This is a genomic window from Planctobacterium sp. AWM4_229 (assembly GCF_056160305.1).
Genome location: NZ_JBSWWX010000011.1, coordinates 96,520 through 113,992, shown reverse-complemented (window position 1 = coordinate 113,992; position 17,473 = coordinate 96,520). Strand labels below are relative to the sequence as shown.

Annotated in this window: 14 protein-coding genes; 9 read left to right on the top strand and 5 right to left on the bottom strand. The window is 45.3% G+C overall.

Features of this window, described 5'->3' with window-relative positions:
- The first annotated feature begins 221 nt into the window (after positions 1-221).
- The 3 genes from ACXAGP_RS20455 to ACXAGP_RS20445 are packed head-to-tail and all read left to right on the top strand — an operon-like array spanning position 222 to position 4,214.
- The gene (locus tag ACXAGP_RS20455) at positions 222-938 is read left to right on the top strand and encodes a fimbria/pilus periplasmic chaperone (protein ID WP_475263574.1); all 717 of its coding nucleotides are present in this window, start codon (positions 222-224) and stop codon (positions 936-938) included.
- 55 nt (positions 939-993) lie between these two features.
- Complete coding sequence (locus ACXAGP_RS20450) at positions 994-3,306, top strand: fimbria/pilus outer membrane usher protein (protein WP_475263573.1); 2,313 nt, start codon at positions 994-996, stop codon at positions 3,304-3,306.
- Positions 3,303-4,214, top strand: a complete 912-nt coding sequence (locus ACXAGP_RS20445) for a hypothetical protein (RefSeq protein WP_475263572.1) — start codon at positions 3,303-3,305, stop codon at positions 4,212-4,214. Before ACXAGP_RS20450 ends, ACXAGP_RS20445 begins: the two co-directional genes overlap by 4 nt.
- A gap of 69 nt (positions 4,215-4,283) precedes the next feature.
- On the opposite strand, the gene ACXAGP_RS20440 is transcribed toward ACXAGP_RS20445, so the two are convergent.
- The 5 genes from ACXAGP_RS20440 to zwf are packed head-to-tail and all read right to left on the bottom strand — an operon-like array spanning position 4,284 to position 9,931.
- A complete protein-coding gene (locus ACXAGP_RS20440) occupies positions 4,284-4,940 on the bottom strand; it encodes a bifunctional 4-hydroxy-2-oxoglutarate aldolase/2-dehydro-3-deoxy-phosphogluconate aldolase (RefSeq protein ID WP_475263570.1) in 657 nt (218 codons plus the stop codon).
- A gap of 4 nt (positions 4,941-4,944) precedes the next feature.
- Positions 4,945-5,898, bottom strand: coding sequence for a glucokinase (locus tag ACXAGP_RS20435; protein WP_475263569.1), 954 nt, complete (start codon positions 5,896-5,898; stop codon positions 4,945-4,947).
- Positions 5,898-7,724 (bottom strand): phosphogluconate dehydratase, encoded by a 1,827-nt coding sequence (gene edd, locus ACXAGP_RS20430; RefSeq protein ID WP_475263568.1) that lies wholly within the window; start codon positions 7,722-7,724, stop codon positions 5,898-5,900. The genes ACXAGP_RS20435 and edd overlap by 1 nt, the downstream gene beginning before the upstream one ends.
- A gap of 9 nt (positions 7,725-7,733) precedes the next feature.
- Entirely contained in the window at positions 7,734-8,414 is a 681-nt protein-coding gene (pgl, locus tag ACXAGP_RS20425; protein WP_475263566.1) for a 6-phosphogluconolactonase, read from the bottom strand.
- A gap of 29 nt (positions 8,415-8,443) precedes the next feature.
- Positions 8,444-9,931, bottom strand: coding sequence for a glucose-6-phosphate dehydrogenase (zwf, locus tag ACXAGP_RS20420; protein WP_475263565.1), 1,488 nt, complete (start codon positions 9,929-9,931; stop codon positions 8,444-8,446).
- Between the two features lie 258 nt (positions 9,932-10,189).
- Here zwf and ACXAGP_RS20415 point away from each other — a divergent pair, with 258 nt between their 5' ends.
- From ACXAGP_RS20415 to ACXAGP_RS20390, 6 genes are all read left to right on the top strand, one after another.
- Positions 10,190-11,035 (top strand): MurR/RpiR family transcriptional regulator, encoded by an 846-nt coding sequence (locus ACXAGP_RS20415; RefSeq protein ID WP_475263563.1) that lies wholly within the window; start codon positions 10,190-10,192, stop codon positions 11,033-11,035.
- A 182-nt stretch (positions 11,036-11,217) separates the two neighbouring features.
- Positions 11,218-12,654: a pyruvate kinase gene (pyk, locus tag ACXAGP_RS20410; protein WP_475263561.1), complete on the top strand. Its 1,437-nt coding sequence runs from the start codon at positions 11,218-11,220 to the stop codon at positions 12,652-12,654.
- A 235-nt stretch (positions 12,655-12,889) separates the two neighbouring features.
- Positions 12,890-13,894 (top strand): paraquat-inducible protein A, encoded by a 1,005-nt coding sequence (locus ACXAGP_RS20405; protein WP_475263559.1) that lies wholly within the window; start codon positions 12,890-12,892, stop codon positions 13,892-13,894.
- The gene (pqiB, locus tag ACXAGP_RS20400; RefSeq protein WP_475263558.1) at positions 13,891-15,555 is read left to right on the top strand and encodes an intermembrane transport protein PqiB; all 1,665 of its coding nucleotides are present in this window, start codon (positions 13,891-13,893) and stop codon (positions 15,553-15,555) included. The genes ACXAGP_RS20405 and pqiB overlap by 4 nt, the downstream gene beginning before the upstream one ends.
- Positions 15,556-15,560: 5 nt before the next feature.
- Entirely contained in the window at positions 15,561-16,166 is a 606-nt protein-coding gene (locus ACXAGP_RS20395; protein WP_475263557.1) for a PqiC family protein, read from the top strand.
- A gap of 55 nt (positions 16,167-16,221) precedes the next feature.
- Entirely contained in the window at positions 16,222-17,340 is a 1,119-nt protein-coding gene (locus ACXAGP_RS20390; protein WP_475263555.1) for a GGDEF domain-containing protein, read from the top strand.
- The last annotated feature ends 133 nt before the right edge of the window (positions 17,341-17,473 follow it).

Below are 17,473 nucleotides of genomic sequence, written 5' to 3'. Positions count from 1 at the left end.
AAAACCGTTTCCATCAGACCACAAGTTAATGGCTTTGAGTACGAAGGCTCTTATTCAGATACCATCACTATCACAGTGTCTTACAACTAAGGTAGCAGATGACTCAAAGCCCATTTTGAGTTATAAATGTGCACTAGATTTTAGCGATAAGTCGGCCTCCTGCCGACTTTTGCTTATTTCTAATTAATATCTGATAAAAATAACAAATCCAGGGTGCGCACATGCTTCATTTTCGCCATGTTAAATGGTTTAGCCTTTTCACTGTTTTACTCTTCTCTAATCAGGGCTTAGCCTATCAAGTACAACCCATGGTGGCAGAGTTGTATACCACAGGTAATCGTTCAGCCGTTACCTATCGAGTTATTAATCCCAGCGATACTCCGGTGCCCATCGAAGTTGTTGTATACAAACGCAGCTTTGATGAAAACCAGAAAGAAATTCTCACCGAAGCAGAAGATGATTTTATCGTTTTACCACCGCAGGTAGACGTACCTGCCAATGGTTATCAGGTTTTCAGGGCCCAATTCTTGGGGGACAGTGAATTTGACAAAACGCAGTCTTACCGCATCGTGTTTAAGCAGTTGCCCATCGAACAGCAAGGGCAAGCCTCGCAGGTAAATATGATTTTTAATTTCGCTACCTTGGTGTTTGTCTCTCAACCTGAAAGCCAGGGCAATTTAACTCAAACACTAGATTGCCCAGACGCTGACAACTGCACGCTTAATATTATTAATGACGGGGATGCCGTTGTGAATCTGGTGCAAAGTGGTATCCACTTCGACGGTAACCTGCAAGGCGACTGGCAGTGGTTGCAAAACAATATGCCAGTCACCTTTTTGATGCCAGAGCACAAGCTCAGTATCAATATAAAAGCATTACTCTCGGAAGATAAATTGCCCAAACTGGTAGAACTGGTTACTGCCAATAATGCGAACTAGCGCATTTTTATTCCTTTTTGTTTTTACTCTAAAAGCTCATGCCGCGTTTTACAGCATGAGCTTGCCTGTTCAATGGCAAGAACGCAAAATTGGCGAAGTGAGTTTTGTACTTGAAAATTTCAGCCTACACAGTGTTGAAGGAGACGCGCTCGCCCTACCCTTATCCGGATTACTGAATGATGAACTTCTGCGTTTTTTAAATCAGAGTCCTTCGGAAATACTCATCTCTACACTTGCGGAACGTGGCCTGTCACTGACCCTTAATACCAAAGATTTGGTGGTGCAACTAGAACTTGCACCTGAAGCCATGGCCGTGGACCAACTCACTTATGGCAACCGTAATTATCTGGCCAAGCCCAGTGATGCGGCGAAGTGGTCGGTGCTTAATGACTTCAACTTGCGTATCGATAAATCTAATATTGACGAAGACCGGCTGGCGCTAGACTGGGTTGCGCAAAGTAATTACGGCGGCCATGATGGTTACAACTTAAACTGGTCTGTTTTTTATGAGAAAGAAGATGATGACCAGGAAGTGTATCGCGGTGATATCACACTATTTAAAGATAATTTTAGTAAACCCAGACGTATTGAAATTGGCGATTTATCCAGCTTTAACAAAGGTCATTTACCAGCGGTAAATGCTGGCGGTATTGGTATATCAACACCTTATCAGCAATTACAGCCGTTAAAACGCATTAGCCCCACAAACTCACAAGAGTTTTACATGCGTCTTGCAGGTGAAGTTCAAGTGGTGGTTAATGGCAATATTGTTGCCAAAGTCAGGCTAAATCCGGGGCGCTATGATCTCAACGATTTACCACTCAGTACAGGCCAGAACGATGTGGAGGTGGTAGCTATTTACGTCAATGGTGAAAGAGAGTCTTTTACTTTTAACACCTTTTTCAACTCCCAATTGCTGGAAGAAGGGCTGACCATTTGGGCCTTTAACATCGGCTACCCCAGCCAATTCAGAGACTTTCGTTATGACTACCTGGATCCATTGGTGATGACGGGCTTTTATGAAACCGGGATCACTAACACCCTATCCGCTGGCGTCAATGCCTTGTATGTAGATGGTGATTTTCTGTTAGGCACTTCTGCGACAGCAGGAACGGCTTGGGGTAATTTCACGCTGCGTATGACCACCAGCGAATATCAAAGCACACCCGGCTCTTCTATTTCAATAGACACTGAGCATACCGTACTCGGCAGTTCGGACTTTGGTGTACCTAACTTGCGTCTTAGTTACCAGCGACGTAAAGACTTTGTGCAATCTCCCTGGCTTGAAAACCCCACAGCCGGAAACGATGAGTCATGGTCTGTCAATTACAGCTGGTTCATTACCGACAAAATTGACTTCAATCTCAACGCCAGACGCACTAAAAATAGCAGTGATGTCACCTCCGAAAACATTTCTGCTCAACTCAATTGGCGCTACAAAAGTATGCGTATCAGTGTGCAATACCAGCGACAAAAGAATGACAGGCTAGTAACCGATGACGAAGACAGTTTGTTTATCAACTTCAACTGGTCAGCCTTTGACAACCAATCTTTGACGCGAAAACGCGTGGATTATCGCAGCCAAAACAACAATCTCAGAGCCAGTTACGCCAAAATAAACAGAAATTATCAGGATGATTGGGGCTACAGTATTGAAGCCAATAAGACTGATGATCTCGAAGCCGTTACACTCAGCGGCAGCTATACCCACAATCGCTTTAGAGCCGATATGACAGCCCGCACTCAACAACGCGAAGGTCTTAGTCGCAGCAACGACTATCGACTCAACTTATCCAGTTCTGTTGCTATTGCTGACGGCAAGATAGGCATAGGTAGCAACGTGCAAACGCCCTTTGCCATCATCGACGTTCACCCAACCCTGAAAAAAGCGGAAGTACAAATCAATCCATCTCCCACCGGACAAAGTCTCGGTAGCGCCAATACAGAGCTGGCGGGTTTGGTGAATCTCGGCTCTGGCTTTACCGAAAACATTGTCAATATCAATGCGCTGAATGTACCTTTAGGTTACGACTGGGGGCCGGGCACCTACAATATTGTGGGCGGAACAAATACTGGTCACGTGATCACAATTGGCTCGGATCTTTCATATACTGCGTTAGGTTATGTCAAAGATGCAGAAAACAATCCAGTTTCGCTGCAACGAGGTACGATCACCGGAGAAGGGATATCTGCAACGCTGTTTACCAATCGCAAAGGTCGCTTTGTTGTGGAAGGTGTGGGTGTTGGTAAATACGAAATTAAATTTGGTGAGGCCACGGCCACCATAGAAATAAAAGCGTCGGAAATCAGTCTGGTGAGGCTGGGAATAGTGAAGCTGTATAAGTCTGCAACAACTGGAACGCAATGAAAACTAAAGCAACTGTAATCACTACAATTAAACAACTGGCGATACTGGCAAGCCTGGCACTTTGCAGTGGGGTAAGCAGTTTTAGCAGCTATGGGAACTCCTACTACTACGACTTCTGCCCTACCGAATTCACTGTCAATACCGATACGTTAGCCTGGCAAGCTAATCGCAATAACTTACAAACCATCCCTATTCAGGTGAATTTTTCAAAACGGACGGATACCTGCGTAACTCACATATTGTTCTACACCGACAATAATACCAGTTTGGTTCTGAGTAATGGTACAGATGACATTGAAACCGATTTAGTGGACCGTCAGCGCAACTTCTACGCCCAATACTCCATTGACGGCCGCATTGCATGGGCGGTACCAATCTACCGCAAGAAACGCTTGAAAGTATGGGCACAGTTGCGTACCACGGAAGCACAGATTGCCGGGAACTATACAGGCATCACCAGTGTTGTCGCTTCATACTATGGCTACCACATTTCGCCGGAAGTCTGGACCAGTGTAAATGCCGAAGTACCGTCAATTCTTGATGTAAGCGTGCCCACCAGTGGAGCGGTTTCAGGTTCTGGAAGTTATTACTATGTTGAATTAGGTAATTTATACAATGGTTCCAGTGCAAACTGGGATATCAATATTTATTCAAATGTGCATTACAACGTGAATGTTGCGTCAGAAAATCGTGGTTTAAAACACGAATCCAGTAATGCTCTGATCCCCTACACCGTAGAAATGGATGGTACAGTCTTCAACGCCGCAAGCGGTTATTCTAAGGGCTACACAAATTACAACCCACTATCAACCAGCTCCATTCCCTTTAAAGTGAACGTTACCGACGTCGACTTTAAGCCCGCAGGACGCTATATCGATAATCTAATCGTCACTGTCAGTGCCCGCTGATATTCTTCTGTCGTTAATACAAAAAAACCAGCGATAAAGCTGGTTTTTAAAAAGTTGATAAAGCGACATTTAACCTTTATTCAGGGTGTTGGCACCAGCTACCGCCTCTTCGGCTAGTTCAGTAATACGCTGCCAATTTCCTGCCGCCATCGCATCTTCCGGCGCTAACCAGGAGCCGCCTACACACTTGATATTAGATAATGACAAATAATCCAGATAGTTGTTTTGGCTGATGCCGCCCGTGGGACAAAAAGTCACATCGGGAAACGGGCCACTGATGGATTTAATCGCCTTAATCCCGCCCGATGCTTCAGCCGGGAAAAATTTGAAGTGGTCATAACCGTGATCTAATCCAGTCATCAACTCAGAGATAGAAGCAATACCTGGTATCAAGGCAATAGAACCTTCTTTCCCTGCCTTTAATAAATCTGGCGTTAGTCCAGGACTAATGGCGAATTGCGCTCCCGCATCAGTAACCGCTTTTAGTTGCTCAGCATTAGTAACAGTGCCTGCACCAATGACGGCCTCTGGAACTTCCTGGGCAATTTTTGCGATAACATCAATGGCAACTGGGGTGCGCAAAGTCACTTCCAATACCTTGATACCACCGGCGATCAACGCTTTAGCTAATGGCACGGCATAGTCCAAATCTTTAATCACTAAAACAGGAACTACCGGCCCTTGGGCGAAAACATCCGCTGAACTGCGGAGCCAATTATTACTCATAATGTTAACCCTTAAAATTCTGTGTCAAATATGCAGCGGTACCAATCAAACCGTGGTCCGGCTCTGTAATAACAAAAGTTGGAATATCAGCCACATATTGTTGAAACCGTCCTTTGGCTTCAAAACGTGTTCTAAAATCACTGGATTTCAAGAAATCCACAAAACGCTGTGCGATACCGCCAGCAATATATACACCACCGTGAGTTGCTGCGTTCAATGCCAGATTTCCGGCAAAAGTCCCCATAAGGGCGCAAAAACGATTGAGTGCTGCCAGGCACACATTACAACTGCCATCCAAAGCATTGCTGGTGATTTCAGCTGGTTGTGTGTAGCGCACGGCTAACTTACGGTGTTGTGCAATAGCTTCATAAATCTGCACCAGACCACGCCCGGACAGAGCCTCTTCAGCTGATGCATATCCATATTTGTCACGCAAAAACTCCCAAACAATCAGGTCGTCTTTGTTATAGATGGGCAGATCCACATGCCCACCTTCACCATCCAGACATTGCCAGCCTTCCGAAACCGGCACCAAATGTCCGACACCAAGTCCTGTTCCGGGACCGAACACAGCGATGTTTTCGCGAGGCTTGACTTCGCCGGGACCAATCTGCACTTTCTGGCTCGCGTCCAATACCGGCAACGACATCGCTACCGCAGTGTAATCGTTGATCACGTGCAACCAATCGAGTCCCAGTTCAGCTTGCAAGCCTTTAACTGAAAACCGCCACGTGTGATTAGTCATGATGATCAAATCACTGTTCACAGGACAAGCGATACCAATACAACCCGCGACAAATTGTTGTTCGGGGTAATCAGCCATATAGGCTTTGATAACATCGGCAATGGTTTCGAAATCATTGCAAAGGTACTTCTTGATGTCCTTCAACTGACCATTTTCAGTTTGCGCCAGACGAATGTTGGTGCCCCCAACATCCGCGACAAAACAGGCAGCCATTAGTTTTGCTCCTGCTCAATAAACAAGGAACACGCCCCCTCTTCTGCTTTACTCAAATGAGTACGCATCGCGCCAAACAACTCTCGTCCCATTCCTACCTGGTGATGGGCAACATTGGCCAGTTTGTTTTCACGCTTCGCCAGCTCTTCGTCAGGAACTAATAAAGTCAGTGCCCCCGTAGTGATGTTCAGTTCAATCATATCGCCATCTTGTACTTTAGCGATGAGGCCACCGTCCCAAGCTTCAGGGGTAACATGAATAGCAGCAGGTACTTTTCCTGATGCGCCAGACATACGCCCGTCAGTTACCAAAGCGACTCGATACCCTTTGTCTTGCAACACACCCAGTGGTGGCGTTAGACGATGCAATTCAGGCATACCGATTGCTTTTGGTCCCTGGAAGCGCACTACAACAATACAGTCTTTATCGAGTTCTCCAGCTTTAAATGCGGCATCCAGTTCAAATTGATCTTCAAATACCACTGCTGGCGCTTTAATTTGCTCAGTACCTGGGCGCATTGCTGAATTCTTGATCACCGCTCTACCCAGATTACCGTTTAATACCGTTAAACCGCCATCCGGCTTGAAGGGTGCAGCGACAGAGGCAACGACCTCTTTATCCAAAGACTTTGTCGGCCCATCAACCCAAGTCAATTCACCATCCAGCATTTTGGGCTCCATGCGATACTTTTCTAAGCTGTCACCACAAATAGTGCGCACATCGTTGTGCAATAAACCAGCATCCAGCAATTCTTTGAATAGCAATGACATACCACCAGCGGCGGTAAAGTGATTGATGTCAGCAGATCCATTGGGGTAAATGCGAGTAAGTAGTGGCACGGCATTAGAAATATCGGAGAAATCATCCCAGTTAATGATATAGCCCGCAGCTCTCGCTACTGCCACAAGGTGCATGGTGTGGTTAGTAGAACCACCAGTAGAGAGTAATCCTACCAAGCCATTAACAATCGACTTGGCATCAACAATGTGGCCGATAGGCAAATAGTTATCGCCCAGATCTGTTAATCTGGTTACCTGAACCGCAGCAGCATCAGTTAACGCATCACGCAATTCTGTGCCGGGATTAACAAAAGATGAACCCGGCAAGTGCAGTCCCATCATCTCAACCACTAACTGATTACTGTTGGCGGTACCATAGAAGGTACAGGTTCCCGCCGAGTGGTAGGATTCAGACTCGGCTTTTAACAATTCATCACGACCCACTTTCCCTTCTGCAAAAAGCTGTCTTATTCTGGCTTTCTCTTTATTTGGCAAACCCGAAGGCATAGGGCCTGCGGGCACAAATACGGTTGGCAAGTGCCCAAAGGCCAGAGAGCCCAAAAGCAACCCGGGTACGATTTTGTCACAAATCCCCAGCATCAGTGCGCCATCAAACATATTATGAGACAGGGCTACGGCTGCCGCTTGAGCAATGATATCGCGACTCATCAAGCTCAGATCCATGCCTGGTGTACCTTGAGTAACACCATCACACATAGCAGGCACACCACCAGCAAACTGAGCCACACTGCCCACTTTGCGCACCGCTTCTTTGATACGTTGCGGATAGTGCTCATAAGGTTGGTGCGCAGACAACATATCGTTGTAGGAAGACACAATGGCGACATTGGCCTTGGTCATGCTGGTTAAATCTGCCTTTTCTTCTTTATTACAAGCGGCAAACCCGTGCGCCAGGTTACCACAGGACAAAGCACCACGGTGCGGTCCTTGACGCCTGGCATCTTCTATTTTCTTTAGATAAGCGGCCCGCGTTTCTTTGCTGCGCTCTTCAATTCTCTGAGTGACTTCCTGAATCAGGGTATTCATGAATGCCTCCTATGGTGCCCAAACCAATTCAACGTCAGCATTTTGCAATACTGCTCGAATTGGCATTTCAAGTGCGTTATCACCAGCCAAGGCTTGTTCAAGCACCGCTTTTTTGCTTTCGCCGGTGAGGTGTAAAAAGATATGTTCGCTTTCCAGAATTGCTTTCAGGGAAAATGACATGCGTTGATGCGGTGCAGTTGTAGGTTGCACCGCCAGTAATTTATCAGCAGTATTGAGCCCCTGCTCTATCTGCTCTGAACATGGAAAAAGTGAAGCTGTATGACCATCTTCGCCCATACCTAAGATCAATACATCCACCGGCCAGCTCATGCTTGCGTAGCGTTCGTTTAATTCCGCCAAGCCATCATTTGCATCTTCATGGTTTGTCTTCATGCCGATAAAGTTGGCCACAGACGCATTACCTTGCAAAAGATTAGCCCGCACCAGCTTTTCGTTACTGGCGTCATCGTCCGCAGAAACCCAGCGCTCATCAGCCAGGCTGATAGTCACTTTTGACCAGTCCAGGTCTGACTGCGATAAGGCTTTGAACAAGGGTAGCGGTGTTCTACCACCGGAAACCAATAAACTGGCTTTGCCTTTTTGCGCTATTGCTTGCGCCAATATAGCAACAATTTTGTTGGCAAAATCCTGGTTAAGCGCATCTGTATTTGGATAAATCGACTGTTTCATAAAATTCTCTTATTCTGGCCTGCAAGGTATTACTTTTTAATTTTACTCTCGTACCAGGCGCGATCCTCTCGTGCCAACAGAGCGATAGAGGCCACAGGTCCCCATGTTCCTGCTTGATAAGGCTCAGGTTTTTCATTGCTCTTCTTCCAGGCATCGAGAATGCTATCCACCCATTTCCAGGCTTCTTCCACTTCATCGCGGCGCACAAACAAAGATTGGTCGCCAAGTAGAACTTCAAGCAGTAACTTCTCATAGGCATCAGGGATGCGTTTAGTATCAAAGGCTTCCGAGAAACTCAGGTTGAGCTTAGATTTTTGCAAATTCATAGAACCGGAACTGGTGAGTCCCGGCACTTTATTCATCACCGTTATTTCAACCCCCTCATCAGGCTGCAATCGAATGGTGAGTTTATTCGGTGGCAAATGATTAAAGCTGTCTTTGAACAAATTGTGCGGTTGTGGTTTGAAATAAATAACAATTTCACTCACTTTACGCGGCATGCGTTTACCGGTACGCAAATAGAATGGCACACCAGCCCAGCGCCAGTTATCCAGCTCTACCTTTAGGGCTACAAAAGATTCCGTCTCACTTTCAGTGTTTGCACCTTCTTCTTCCAGATACCCGGGAACCTCTTCACCTCTGACAAAGCCACTGGTGTATTGGCCGCGTACGGTATTTTCGCGAATGTTCGAGGCGTTGATAGGACGCAATGACTTGAGTACTTTCAGCTTCTCATCACGAACACTATCAGCGTCGAGACTCGCCGGCGGTTCCATGGCAATCAAGGTCAAGATTTGCAAAAGGTGATTTTGCACCATGTCACGCATTTGGCCAGCATCATCGAAGTAGCCCCAACGACCTTCAATACCCACTGATTCAGCAACAGTGATCTGCACATGATCAACGCAATTGTGATCCCAGTTAGTAGCAAATATTGAGTTTGCAAAGCGCAGCGCCATTAGATTAAGCACAGTTTCTTTGCCCAGATAATGGTCAATGCGATAAATCTGACTTTCTTTGAAAAACTCCGCTACCTGATCGTTGATGATCATGGATGTTTCAAGATCATGGCCTATGGGTTTTTCCAGTACAACTCTGACACTCGGATCGATAATGCCTGCCGCATTCAAACCTCTGCAGATGTCACCATAAATGGAAGGTGGTGTTGCCAGGTAGCACACCATGGTGCGAGACTCGTCCACACAACCTTGCAAAGCGGTGTAGCTATCATAGTCTTGCATATCAATCTGAACGTACTCAAGCTTGGCACTGAATCTTCCCCAAGTTTCCGTGCAAAGTGCTTCGCCGGTAAACTTTTCGATGTTTTCTTTAACCAGTGTAACGTACTCTTCTTGCGACATGTCATAACGCGCAACACCGATGAGATGAGTTTTTTCGTGGATCAGCCCGGCTTTTTCCAGCTCGTACAAAGAAGGAAGTAATTTACGTCGAGCCAGGTCCCCTTTGGTCCCAAACAGTACAAAATCACAAGGCTCAATTACTTTATTAGGCGCCATATAATCAACCTTTTATGTAAGAAATTAGTTAGGTACAGATATGTGCTGTAATTTTACTATATTTTAACACATTTACCCTAGCCATATCGCTACAGTAAACTATATTTGTAGTAAATTTACAACCAAATGCATATAATTTTGACGAAGCGTTCATTTCCTGTCAGCCTTAGTCTGTAATTAAGTGACATTTTGCTGTCAAATAATTACAGGGCGAATAACGCAATAAACAACAAGTATAATTAATAATTCCGAGAGCGCATGAATATTCTAGAAAAGATTGCACAGCAAAAAGGTGCATTCAGCAAATCTGAGCGAAAGGTGGCGGAGATCATTCTGGCCAATCCACAGACGGCAATTCATTCCAGTATTGCGACGTTGGCCAAGATGTCAGATGTCAGTGAGCCCACGGTTAATCGGTTCTGTCGTCGCCTGGATACCAAAGGATATCCAGATTTTAAACTGCATCTAGCGCAAAGCCTCGCCAATGGTACCCCTTATGTAAATCGCCACGTTGAAGAGCACGATACACCAGAGGAATACACCAAGAAGATATTTGAATCTACCATGGCTGCATTAGAAGTGGCACGTCAATCGGTGGATGTACTTGCAGTGAATCGCGTCGTTGACTTACTTACTCAAGCTAAGAAGATTTCTTTTTTTGGTATGGGTGCATCGGCTTCTGTCGCCCATGACGCCCTGAACAAATTCTTCCGATTCAATGTCCCGGTCATTTATTTCGAAGATATCCTGATGCAACGCATGAGCTGTATGAACTGCAGTGAAGGTGATGTGGTGGTGCTTATCTCCCATACCGGACGCACTAAGAGCTTAGTGGAATTAGCACAATTAGCCAAAGCCAATGACGCCACTGTAGTAGGGATCACCGCTCTCAACAGCCCGTTAGCTAACGAGTGTAGTATAGTTTTATCACTCGAAGTGCCAGAGGATACCGATATGTACATGCCGATGGCCTCGCGTATCGCACAGCTCACCCTGATTGATATTTTGGCCACAGGCTTTACTCTGCGTCGTGGCTCTAAATTCAGAGAAAACCTGAAACGAGTGAAAGACTCCTTGCGAGACTCTCGTTTCGACAAGCGCTAATAAATATTTATTCATCGAAACTCATCCGATGAGATGGCCTAAATTTAAGGTTTATTTCAGATGAGTTTCACAAATGCTTCATTTTAGACTAGTATTTTGTAATAAAATTACAAATCAAAAGCAGCAACAGTCAGATTGGCATCTGAAATCGTGCTGATAACCACCTAAATGAGCAGAAAATCATGTTAAGACGCACCAAAATTGTCGCTACACTCGGACCAGCGACCGACACAGAAGAGCGTATCGAAGCCGTAATTGCGGCTGGCGCCAACGTTGTCAGAATGAATTTTTCCCACGGTTCCGCAGAAGATCACATTAATCGCGCTCAAAAAGTCAGAAACGCAGCCAAAAAGCTGGGTAAATACGTCGCTATCTTAGGTGATTTACAAGGCCCAAAAATTCGGGTTGCCAAATTTAAAGAGGGCCCGGTAACACTTGCCATCGGCGACGATTTTGTTTTAGATGCCGAGCTTGAACGCGAAGCAGGAACAAAAGAAAGCGTTGGTATCGATTATAAGCAATTACCCAATGATGTAGGCCAGGGCGATATACTGTTGCTGGACGATGGACGCATTCAGTTGCAAGTTACCTCCGTAGAAGGGGCGAAGGTGCACACTAAGGTTACTGTGGGTGGCAAATTATCCAACAACAAAGGTATCAATCGTCAAGGTGGCGGGTTGTCAGCGGACGCATTAACCGATAAAGACAAGGAAGACATAAAAACCGCCGCCAAGATGAAAGTGGATTATCTGGCCGTTTCTTTCCCACGCACAGGCGCAGACCTTAACTATGCTCGCGAACTCGCAGTAGCAGCAGGTTGTCACGCCAAAATATGCTCAAAAGTTGAAAGAGCAGAAACCGTTGCTTCTGATGAAGCGATGGATGACATTATCGCCGCCAGCGATGCCGTTATGGTTGCTCGTGGTGACCTGGGAGTAGAAATCGGCGACGCAGAGCTGGTAGGCGTACAAAAGAAACTGATCTCACGCTCTCGTCAGTTGAATAAGGTGGTAATAACTGCCACACAGATGATGGAATCGATGATCACCAGTCCGATGCCAACACGTGCCGAAGTCATGGACGTGGCCAATGCCGTGCTGGATGGCACTGATGCAGTCATGCTTTCAGCAGAAACGGCAGCAGGAGAATATCCTGTAGAAACGGTAAAAGCGATGGCGCGTGTATGTGAAGGTGCCGAAACTCACCCTAGTGTAAAGATCTCCAAGCATCGAGTATCAGAAGAGTTCACTACTATCAGCGAAACGACAGCATTGTCTGCCGTGTATGCTGCAAACCATTTAAAATCCATCAAGGCTATCGTGGCGCTAACCGAGAGTGGTAATACTGCCAAGCTAATGTCGCGTATCACCAGCTATCTACCCATTTATGGACTATCTCGTCACGATAGTTCACTTAACGAAATGGCTCTGTTCCGAGGTGTTAAGCCAGTGTTTTTTGATTCCAGCTTGAGCAAGCCTGGGGAATTAGCAAGCGATGTCATTGCCTGCCTGCGCGCCAAAGGACTAGTCGATTCTGGAGACCAATTCATTATGACTTATGGGGATGCAATGGAAACCGTTGGCGCAACCAATGGTTGCAAGATTGTTACAGTGCCCTAACCCCCTAGACCGCGTTCCAGGAGCCGGGATTATCCCGGCTTTTTTGTTTCTAAATACAATTATTTTCCTTTGCGACTGTTTTGTTGCACACTTAGTCGTAAGTTAATTTCCCCGGAGTGCTATGCAAGACAGCGTGAAAACGACACATTGTCACGAATGCGCGGCAAACGTAACACTGCCACGCACTCAAAAGCCACACAAAGCATTCTGCCCGAGGTGCGGGAATTTATTGACCGTGTTACGCGCTAAAGCTCATCAAAGGACAGCGATTTTCTCACTCACGGCAATCATATTTTTATTCTTGAGTTTACCTTTTGAATTTATCTCCTTCAGTGCCGCTGGTAAAACACAATCCATCACTATTCCTTCAGGTCTCCTGGTGCTGGTAGAAAACAATTATCTGCTCTTGGCTATTATTGAGTCTTTTTTTATTTTGTTCCTTCCAGCCTTGGTATTATGTTCAATATTCCTGCTTTGCTGGCAGGTAAGCCAAAAACGCCAAAACAAAGTCAACAAACGCTTAACCCACTTCATTTTTCAGCTGCAACCTTGGTGCATGGCAGAAATTTTTCTGATCAGCGTATTAGTAAGTCTGGTGAAAATAGTCACTTTGGCGAATATTGCCTTTGGTCCCGCGTTTTTTACGTTTTGTGGCTTTGTGCTATTCAGCACACTTACTTTCATTTATTTGGACGAGCACCAATTACGCTCTGCCACAGGAGCTCAGCTTCCTGCGCACTTTCACAGTCATCCCGCAAATGTACAAAAAACCTGGGCATTATTGATTACCGCTTCACTGCTCTATATCCCAGCCAATGTCTGGCCAATTATGCAAACCAACGTGTTAGGTCAATCTGAACTATCCACTATCTTAGAAGGTGTCATTCTGCTGTGGGAATCAGGCTCCTACCCCATTGCACTAATTATTCTGGTAGCCAGTGTCGTGGTGCCTGTGGCAAAGCTTATGATACTGTGCTGGCTTAATATGAGAGTGCAAACAGGGAAGATAAAGCACCCCAGGAAAATGATGGGTTGGTATCGACTCACCGAGCTTATCGGCAAATGGTCAATGGTGGATGTGTTTGTGGTGGCCATTTTAGTTAGCCTGGTGCAGTTAGGCGGCACAATGTCGATTTACCCAGGCCCGGCAGCGTTATCTTTTACCGCGGTTGTTGTGCTCACCATGTTTGCAGCCCACAATTTTGATTCAACGCTATTATGGAAACAAAATAGGCCATGACCCAGGAAACCCAACATCAGCATGAGCAGCATCACGCTACTCCAGAAGAGTTAAACAGCATTTCCAAATTATGGCTACTTCCTATCGTCGCCGTCTTCATTGGAGCTTGGTTGATTTATTACCAAATCAGCAATCAAGGTCAGGAAATCACCATTTATTTTAGTTCTGCCGAGGGATTGGAACCGGGAAAAACCAAAATCAAGACCCGGCATGTTGATGTGGGCACCGTAACCGCCATACAACTGCGTAAAAACAATCCCGGAGTAACAGTTACCGCAAGAATAAATAAAGATGAAGAGCACCTGTTAAGAGCGGACAGTAACTTATGGATTGTCACGCCGCGCATATCGTTATCAGGCGTCTCCGGGCTCAGTACTATTTTGTCAGGCCCTTTCATAGAACTGGCCCCGGGAATGTCAGGAGAGTCTCGGTACAGTTTTGAAGGGTTAGAAACCCCACCTCTCACACCCGCGGGAACACCGGGTTTACATGTAACTTTAAATAGCGATGATGAATTTGCTTATAAAAAAGGCGATCCCATTATTTACAAAGGTATCCGAGTAGGAAAACTGGAAGATATCTATTTCAACCTGCAAGAGCGCATCGTTTACTACAATGCCTTCATCGAGGCTCCGTACCATGAACTTATCACTACCAACACACGTTTTTGGGATACCAGCGGAGTGCGCTTGGAATTAGGTGCAGAGGGGCTCATGGTGCATACAGGCTCAGTGGAAACACTGTTAACTAACGGGGTAACCTTTGGAATTCCACCAGGCTTGCCCCGCGGTGAAATCATTGATGAACGTGCCTATTTTGATATTCACGCCAGTCAGGCAGAGGCCAATGCGCGACGATTTAAACACAAGGCTAGATTTACCTTGTTAATTGAAGACTCCGTGCGAGGTTTAAAACCCGGTGCGCCAGTGGAGTATCGAGGCATCCCCATCGGTGAGGTAGAAACCATCAACCCTCACCAGAATCAAACATTTAGCCTGCTTGAAGAAGGTTACAAAATTCCGATTGTTATTGCTATCTATCCAGGGATGGTGGCATCCAATGACACCGAACAAGGGGTAGAAAGAGTGAATGACCAGGTAGCTCTGTGGGTGAAAAATGGTTTGCGCGCCACGTTGGAAACAGGCAATTTGCTCACTGGGGGACAATACGTAGATCTGCAAAATTATGAAGATGTGGAGCCAATAGAATTACAACAAGCTTTGGGCAATCCAATTATCCCAACGATCTCCAATGAGTTTGCCCAGCTCACTCAGAAAATCTCCTCTATCCTGAAAAAAATAAATGACCTGCCCTTTGAACAGCTCGGAGCCAATCTCAACGTCACCATAGAGGAACTTGCGGCTACAGCAACTGAGTTTAAACAGTCCGCTAAAGGCTTTAATAAATTGCTGTCTGAGGCCGAACAACAAAATCTGATAAAACAATTAAATCGTTCATTACGCGCTTTTGAAATATTGGCCAACACCTATGGTAGTCAATCTGCGACCAACGGTTCTATAAACGAGGTTTTATTGGATATGCAGGCGATTATGTTAGAACTAAAACCGATCCTACAGAGGATAAACGAGACACCATCCAGCCTGGTGATCCCAATGGAAGAAAAACAACCGGATCTCATTCCAAGAGTAAAAAGGAACTAATTATCATGAAAGTAGTGATAGCAATATTTTTAGCAGCATGGCTTATGGCCTGCTCCACCAAACCGGGAAGCTTCAGGTATTATCAATTTGATGCAGAAACTCGACAGTCTCAGTCTGGTTTAGAGGACCTGACCCAAAAGACAGCGGTAACCCTTAGTCTCACAGTGCCGGATTACCTAAAGCAAAACAAAATGGTTATCTTGGTTGATGACAATGAGCTGCAATTTTCACCATCACACCTTTGGGCCCAACTCCCCGCTAAAGCGCTGCACAGTCAAATGAGAAAAAGCATCAACCATTCTGCTAGTAACTGGTACGTCACTTCTGGAAATCATAGTGTCAGACAAGACAGTAACTTTCGCTTACACATCAACCTTTCCCATTTATATCCCACTGTCAACGGAGAGGTTGTAATGACTGGCGATTGGCTATTTTCAGTGGATGAAAAACCACACACAAAATCTGGTTTTAGTTATCGACGAGCATTAGATAAAAATGGATATGCAGCCGCTCTAAAGACTGAAGCCATATTAATTGAACAGCTTGCGCAAGAAATCAATGTGCAAATAGAGAGAAACTTACAGCTTAGTGAGGGACACGAAAGCAATTAAGAACTATACTATTTAACATGTATCAGAGCCTGATGGTTAAGCATCGAAATAAATAATGATTAAGCGGTTGTTGTCTCTATATTTGCGCACCGGAATGCGGTCTGATTACGATTCAGAATCTAACCGTAAAATTTTCATGGTGAATCTGTTCGGTCTGGTGGGACTAAGCATCACCGCAATGATGTCAGTATCGGCCTTTGTTAATCAGCAATTTTTGTTAGCGTCAGTATTGATTTTCGCAAGCACAGTTTATTATCTGGCCCACTACTACCAAAAATTAACCGGCAACTTTCAGCTCGCTTCAAATATCATTTTATACAGTTTATTTGCGCTCATGGTGTACCTGGTTTACTCCGGCGGAAAAGACAATACCGGGCCATTGTGGATATTTATGGTGTCACCAGTAGCTTTGTTTTTTGGTGGACTAAAACGCGGCCTGATATCCATATCAATCTTCGTTGTTACGATCAGTATTTTGATGTTTTATCCCGATAATCAATTGCTAGCAACAACCTACACTTATGAATTTAAGTCGCGTCTGATTTATTCATTCTTAACCATTACTTTTCTGTCTGGCTTTTATGAATATTCCCGTCAGCAATCTTTTGATTTTATGCAAGAAATCAGCAACAAATTTGAACAAATGGCCAAACTGGATCCATTAACTCAAATTTCGAATCGACGCGATGCAATGGACCGACTCAATTACGAGGTACGTCGAGTAGAACGCAATGATTCCGCATTGGCCATCATTCTTTGCGACGTGGACCACTTTAAAAAAGTTAATGATCAATTCGGTCACGAAGCCGGTGACAAAGCCCTTGTGTTGTTGGCGAAGTTGTTTCAACAAACACTGCGCAAGCAAGACATAGTATCCCGCTGGGGAGGCGAAGAGTTTTTATTTATACTGCCGCAAACCTCAGCTATGCAGGCACAAATTGTCGCTGACAAAGTGAGAGACAAAATTAAAGCGACCAGCATTGAACACAATGGCAATTTGTTTGATATCACCATCAGCATGGGGATCAGCGAAATCAACAAGAAAAATACCGATATCAATGCCGCAATAGCGATGGCTGATAAATACCTATATCAAGCAAAATCAAACGGTCGAGACCAATACTACCCCCCTTCTATGCGTGATAACGTGACTGCGATTTCTGCTAACGCTTAGGTTGGCATAAGCTAAATAATAATTTGAAACTAAAAGTGCCGACAATAACGCTCAAATAAACAGCAAATTCACCATTTTGGTGGCCACAAAGGTTGCCTTGTGCATGGAACTGTTTAGTATGTCCACTGATTTT

Coding starts and splice junctions, on each gene's coding strand:
- ACXAGP_RS20415 (WP_475263563.1), top strand. CDS start 10,190: ATGAATATTCTAGAAAAGATTGCACAGCAAAAAGGTGCATTCAGCAAA.
- ACXAGP_RS20390 (WP_475263555.1), top strand. CDS start 16,222: ATGATTAAGCGGTTGTTGTCTCTATATTTGCGCACCGGAATGCGGTCT.
- ACXAGP_RS20445 (WP_475263572.1), top strand. CDS start 3,303: ATGAAAACTAAAGCAACTGTAATCACTACAATTAAACAACTGGCGATA.
- ACXAGP_RS20440 (WP_475263570.1), bottom strand. CDS start 4,940: ATGAGTAATAATTGGCTCCGCAGTTCAGCGGATGTTTTCGCCCAAGGG.
- ACXAGP_RS20395 (WP_475263557.1), top strand. CDS start 15,561: ATGAAAGTAGTGATAGCAATATTTTTAGCAGCATGGCTTATGGCCTGC.
- pqiB (WP_475263558.1), top strand. CDS start 13,891: ATGACCCAGGAAACCCAACATCAGCATGAGCAGCATCACGCTACTCCA.
- ACXAGP_RS20450 (WP_475263573.1), top strand. CDS start 994: ATGAGCTTGCCTGTTCAATGGCAAGAACGCAAAATTGGCGAAGTGAGT.
- pgl (WP_475263566.1), bottom strand. CDS start 8,414: ATGAAACAGTCGATTTATCCAAATACAGATGCGCTTAACCAGGATTTT.
- ACXAGP_RS20435 (WP_475263569.1), bottom strand. CDS start 5,898: ATGGCTGCCTGTTTTGTCGCGGATGTTGGGGGCACCAACATTCGTCTG.
- pyk (WP_475263561.1), top strand. CDS start 11,218: ATGTTAAGACGCACCAAAATTGTCGCTACACTCGGACCAGCGACCGAC.
- ACXAGP_RS20455 (WP_475263574.1), top strand. CDS start 222: ATGCTTCATTTTCGCCATGTTAAATGGTTTAGCCTTTTCACTGTTTTA.
- zwf (WP_475263565.1), bottom strand. CDS start 9,931: ATGGCGCCTAATAAAGTAATTGAGCCTTGTGATTTTGTACTGTTTGGG.
- edd (WP_475263568.1), bottom strand. CDS start 7,724: ATGAATACCCTGATTCAGGAAGTCACTCAGAGAATTGAAGAGCGCAGC.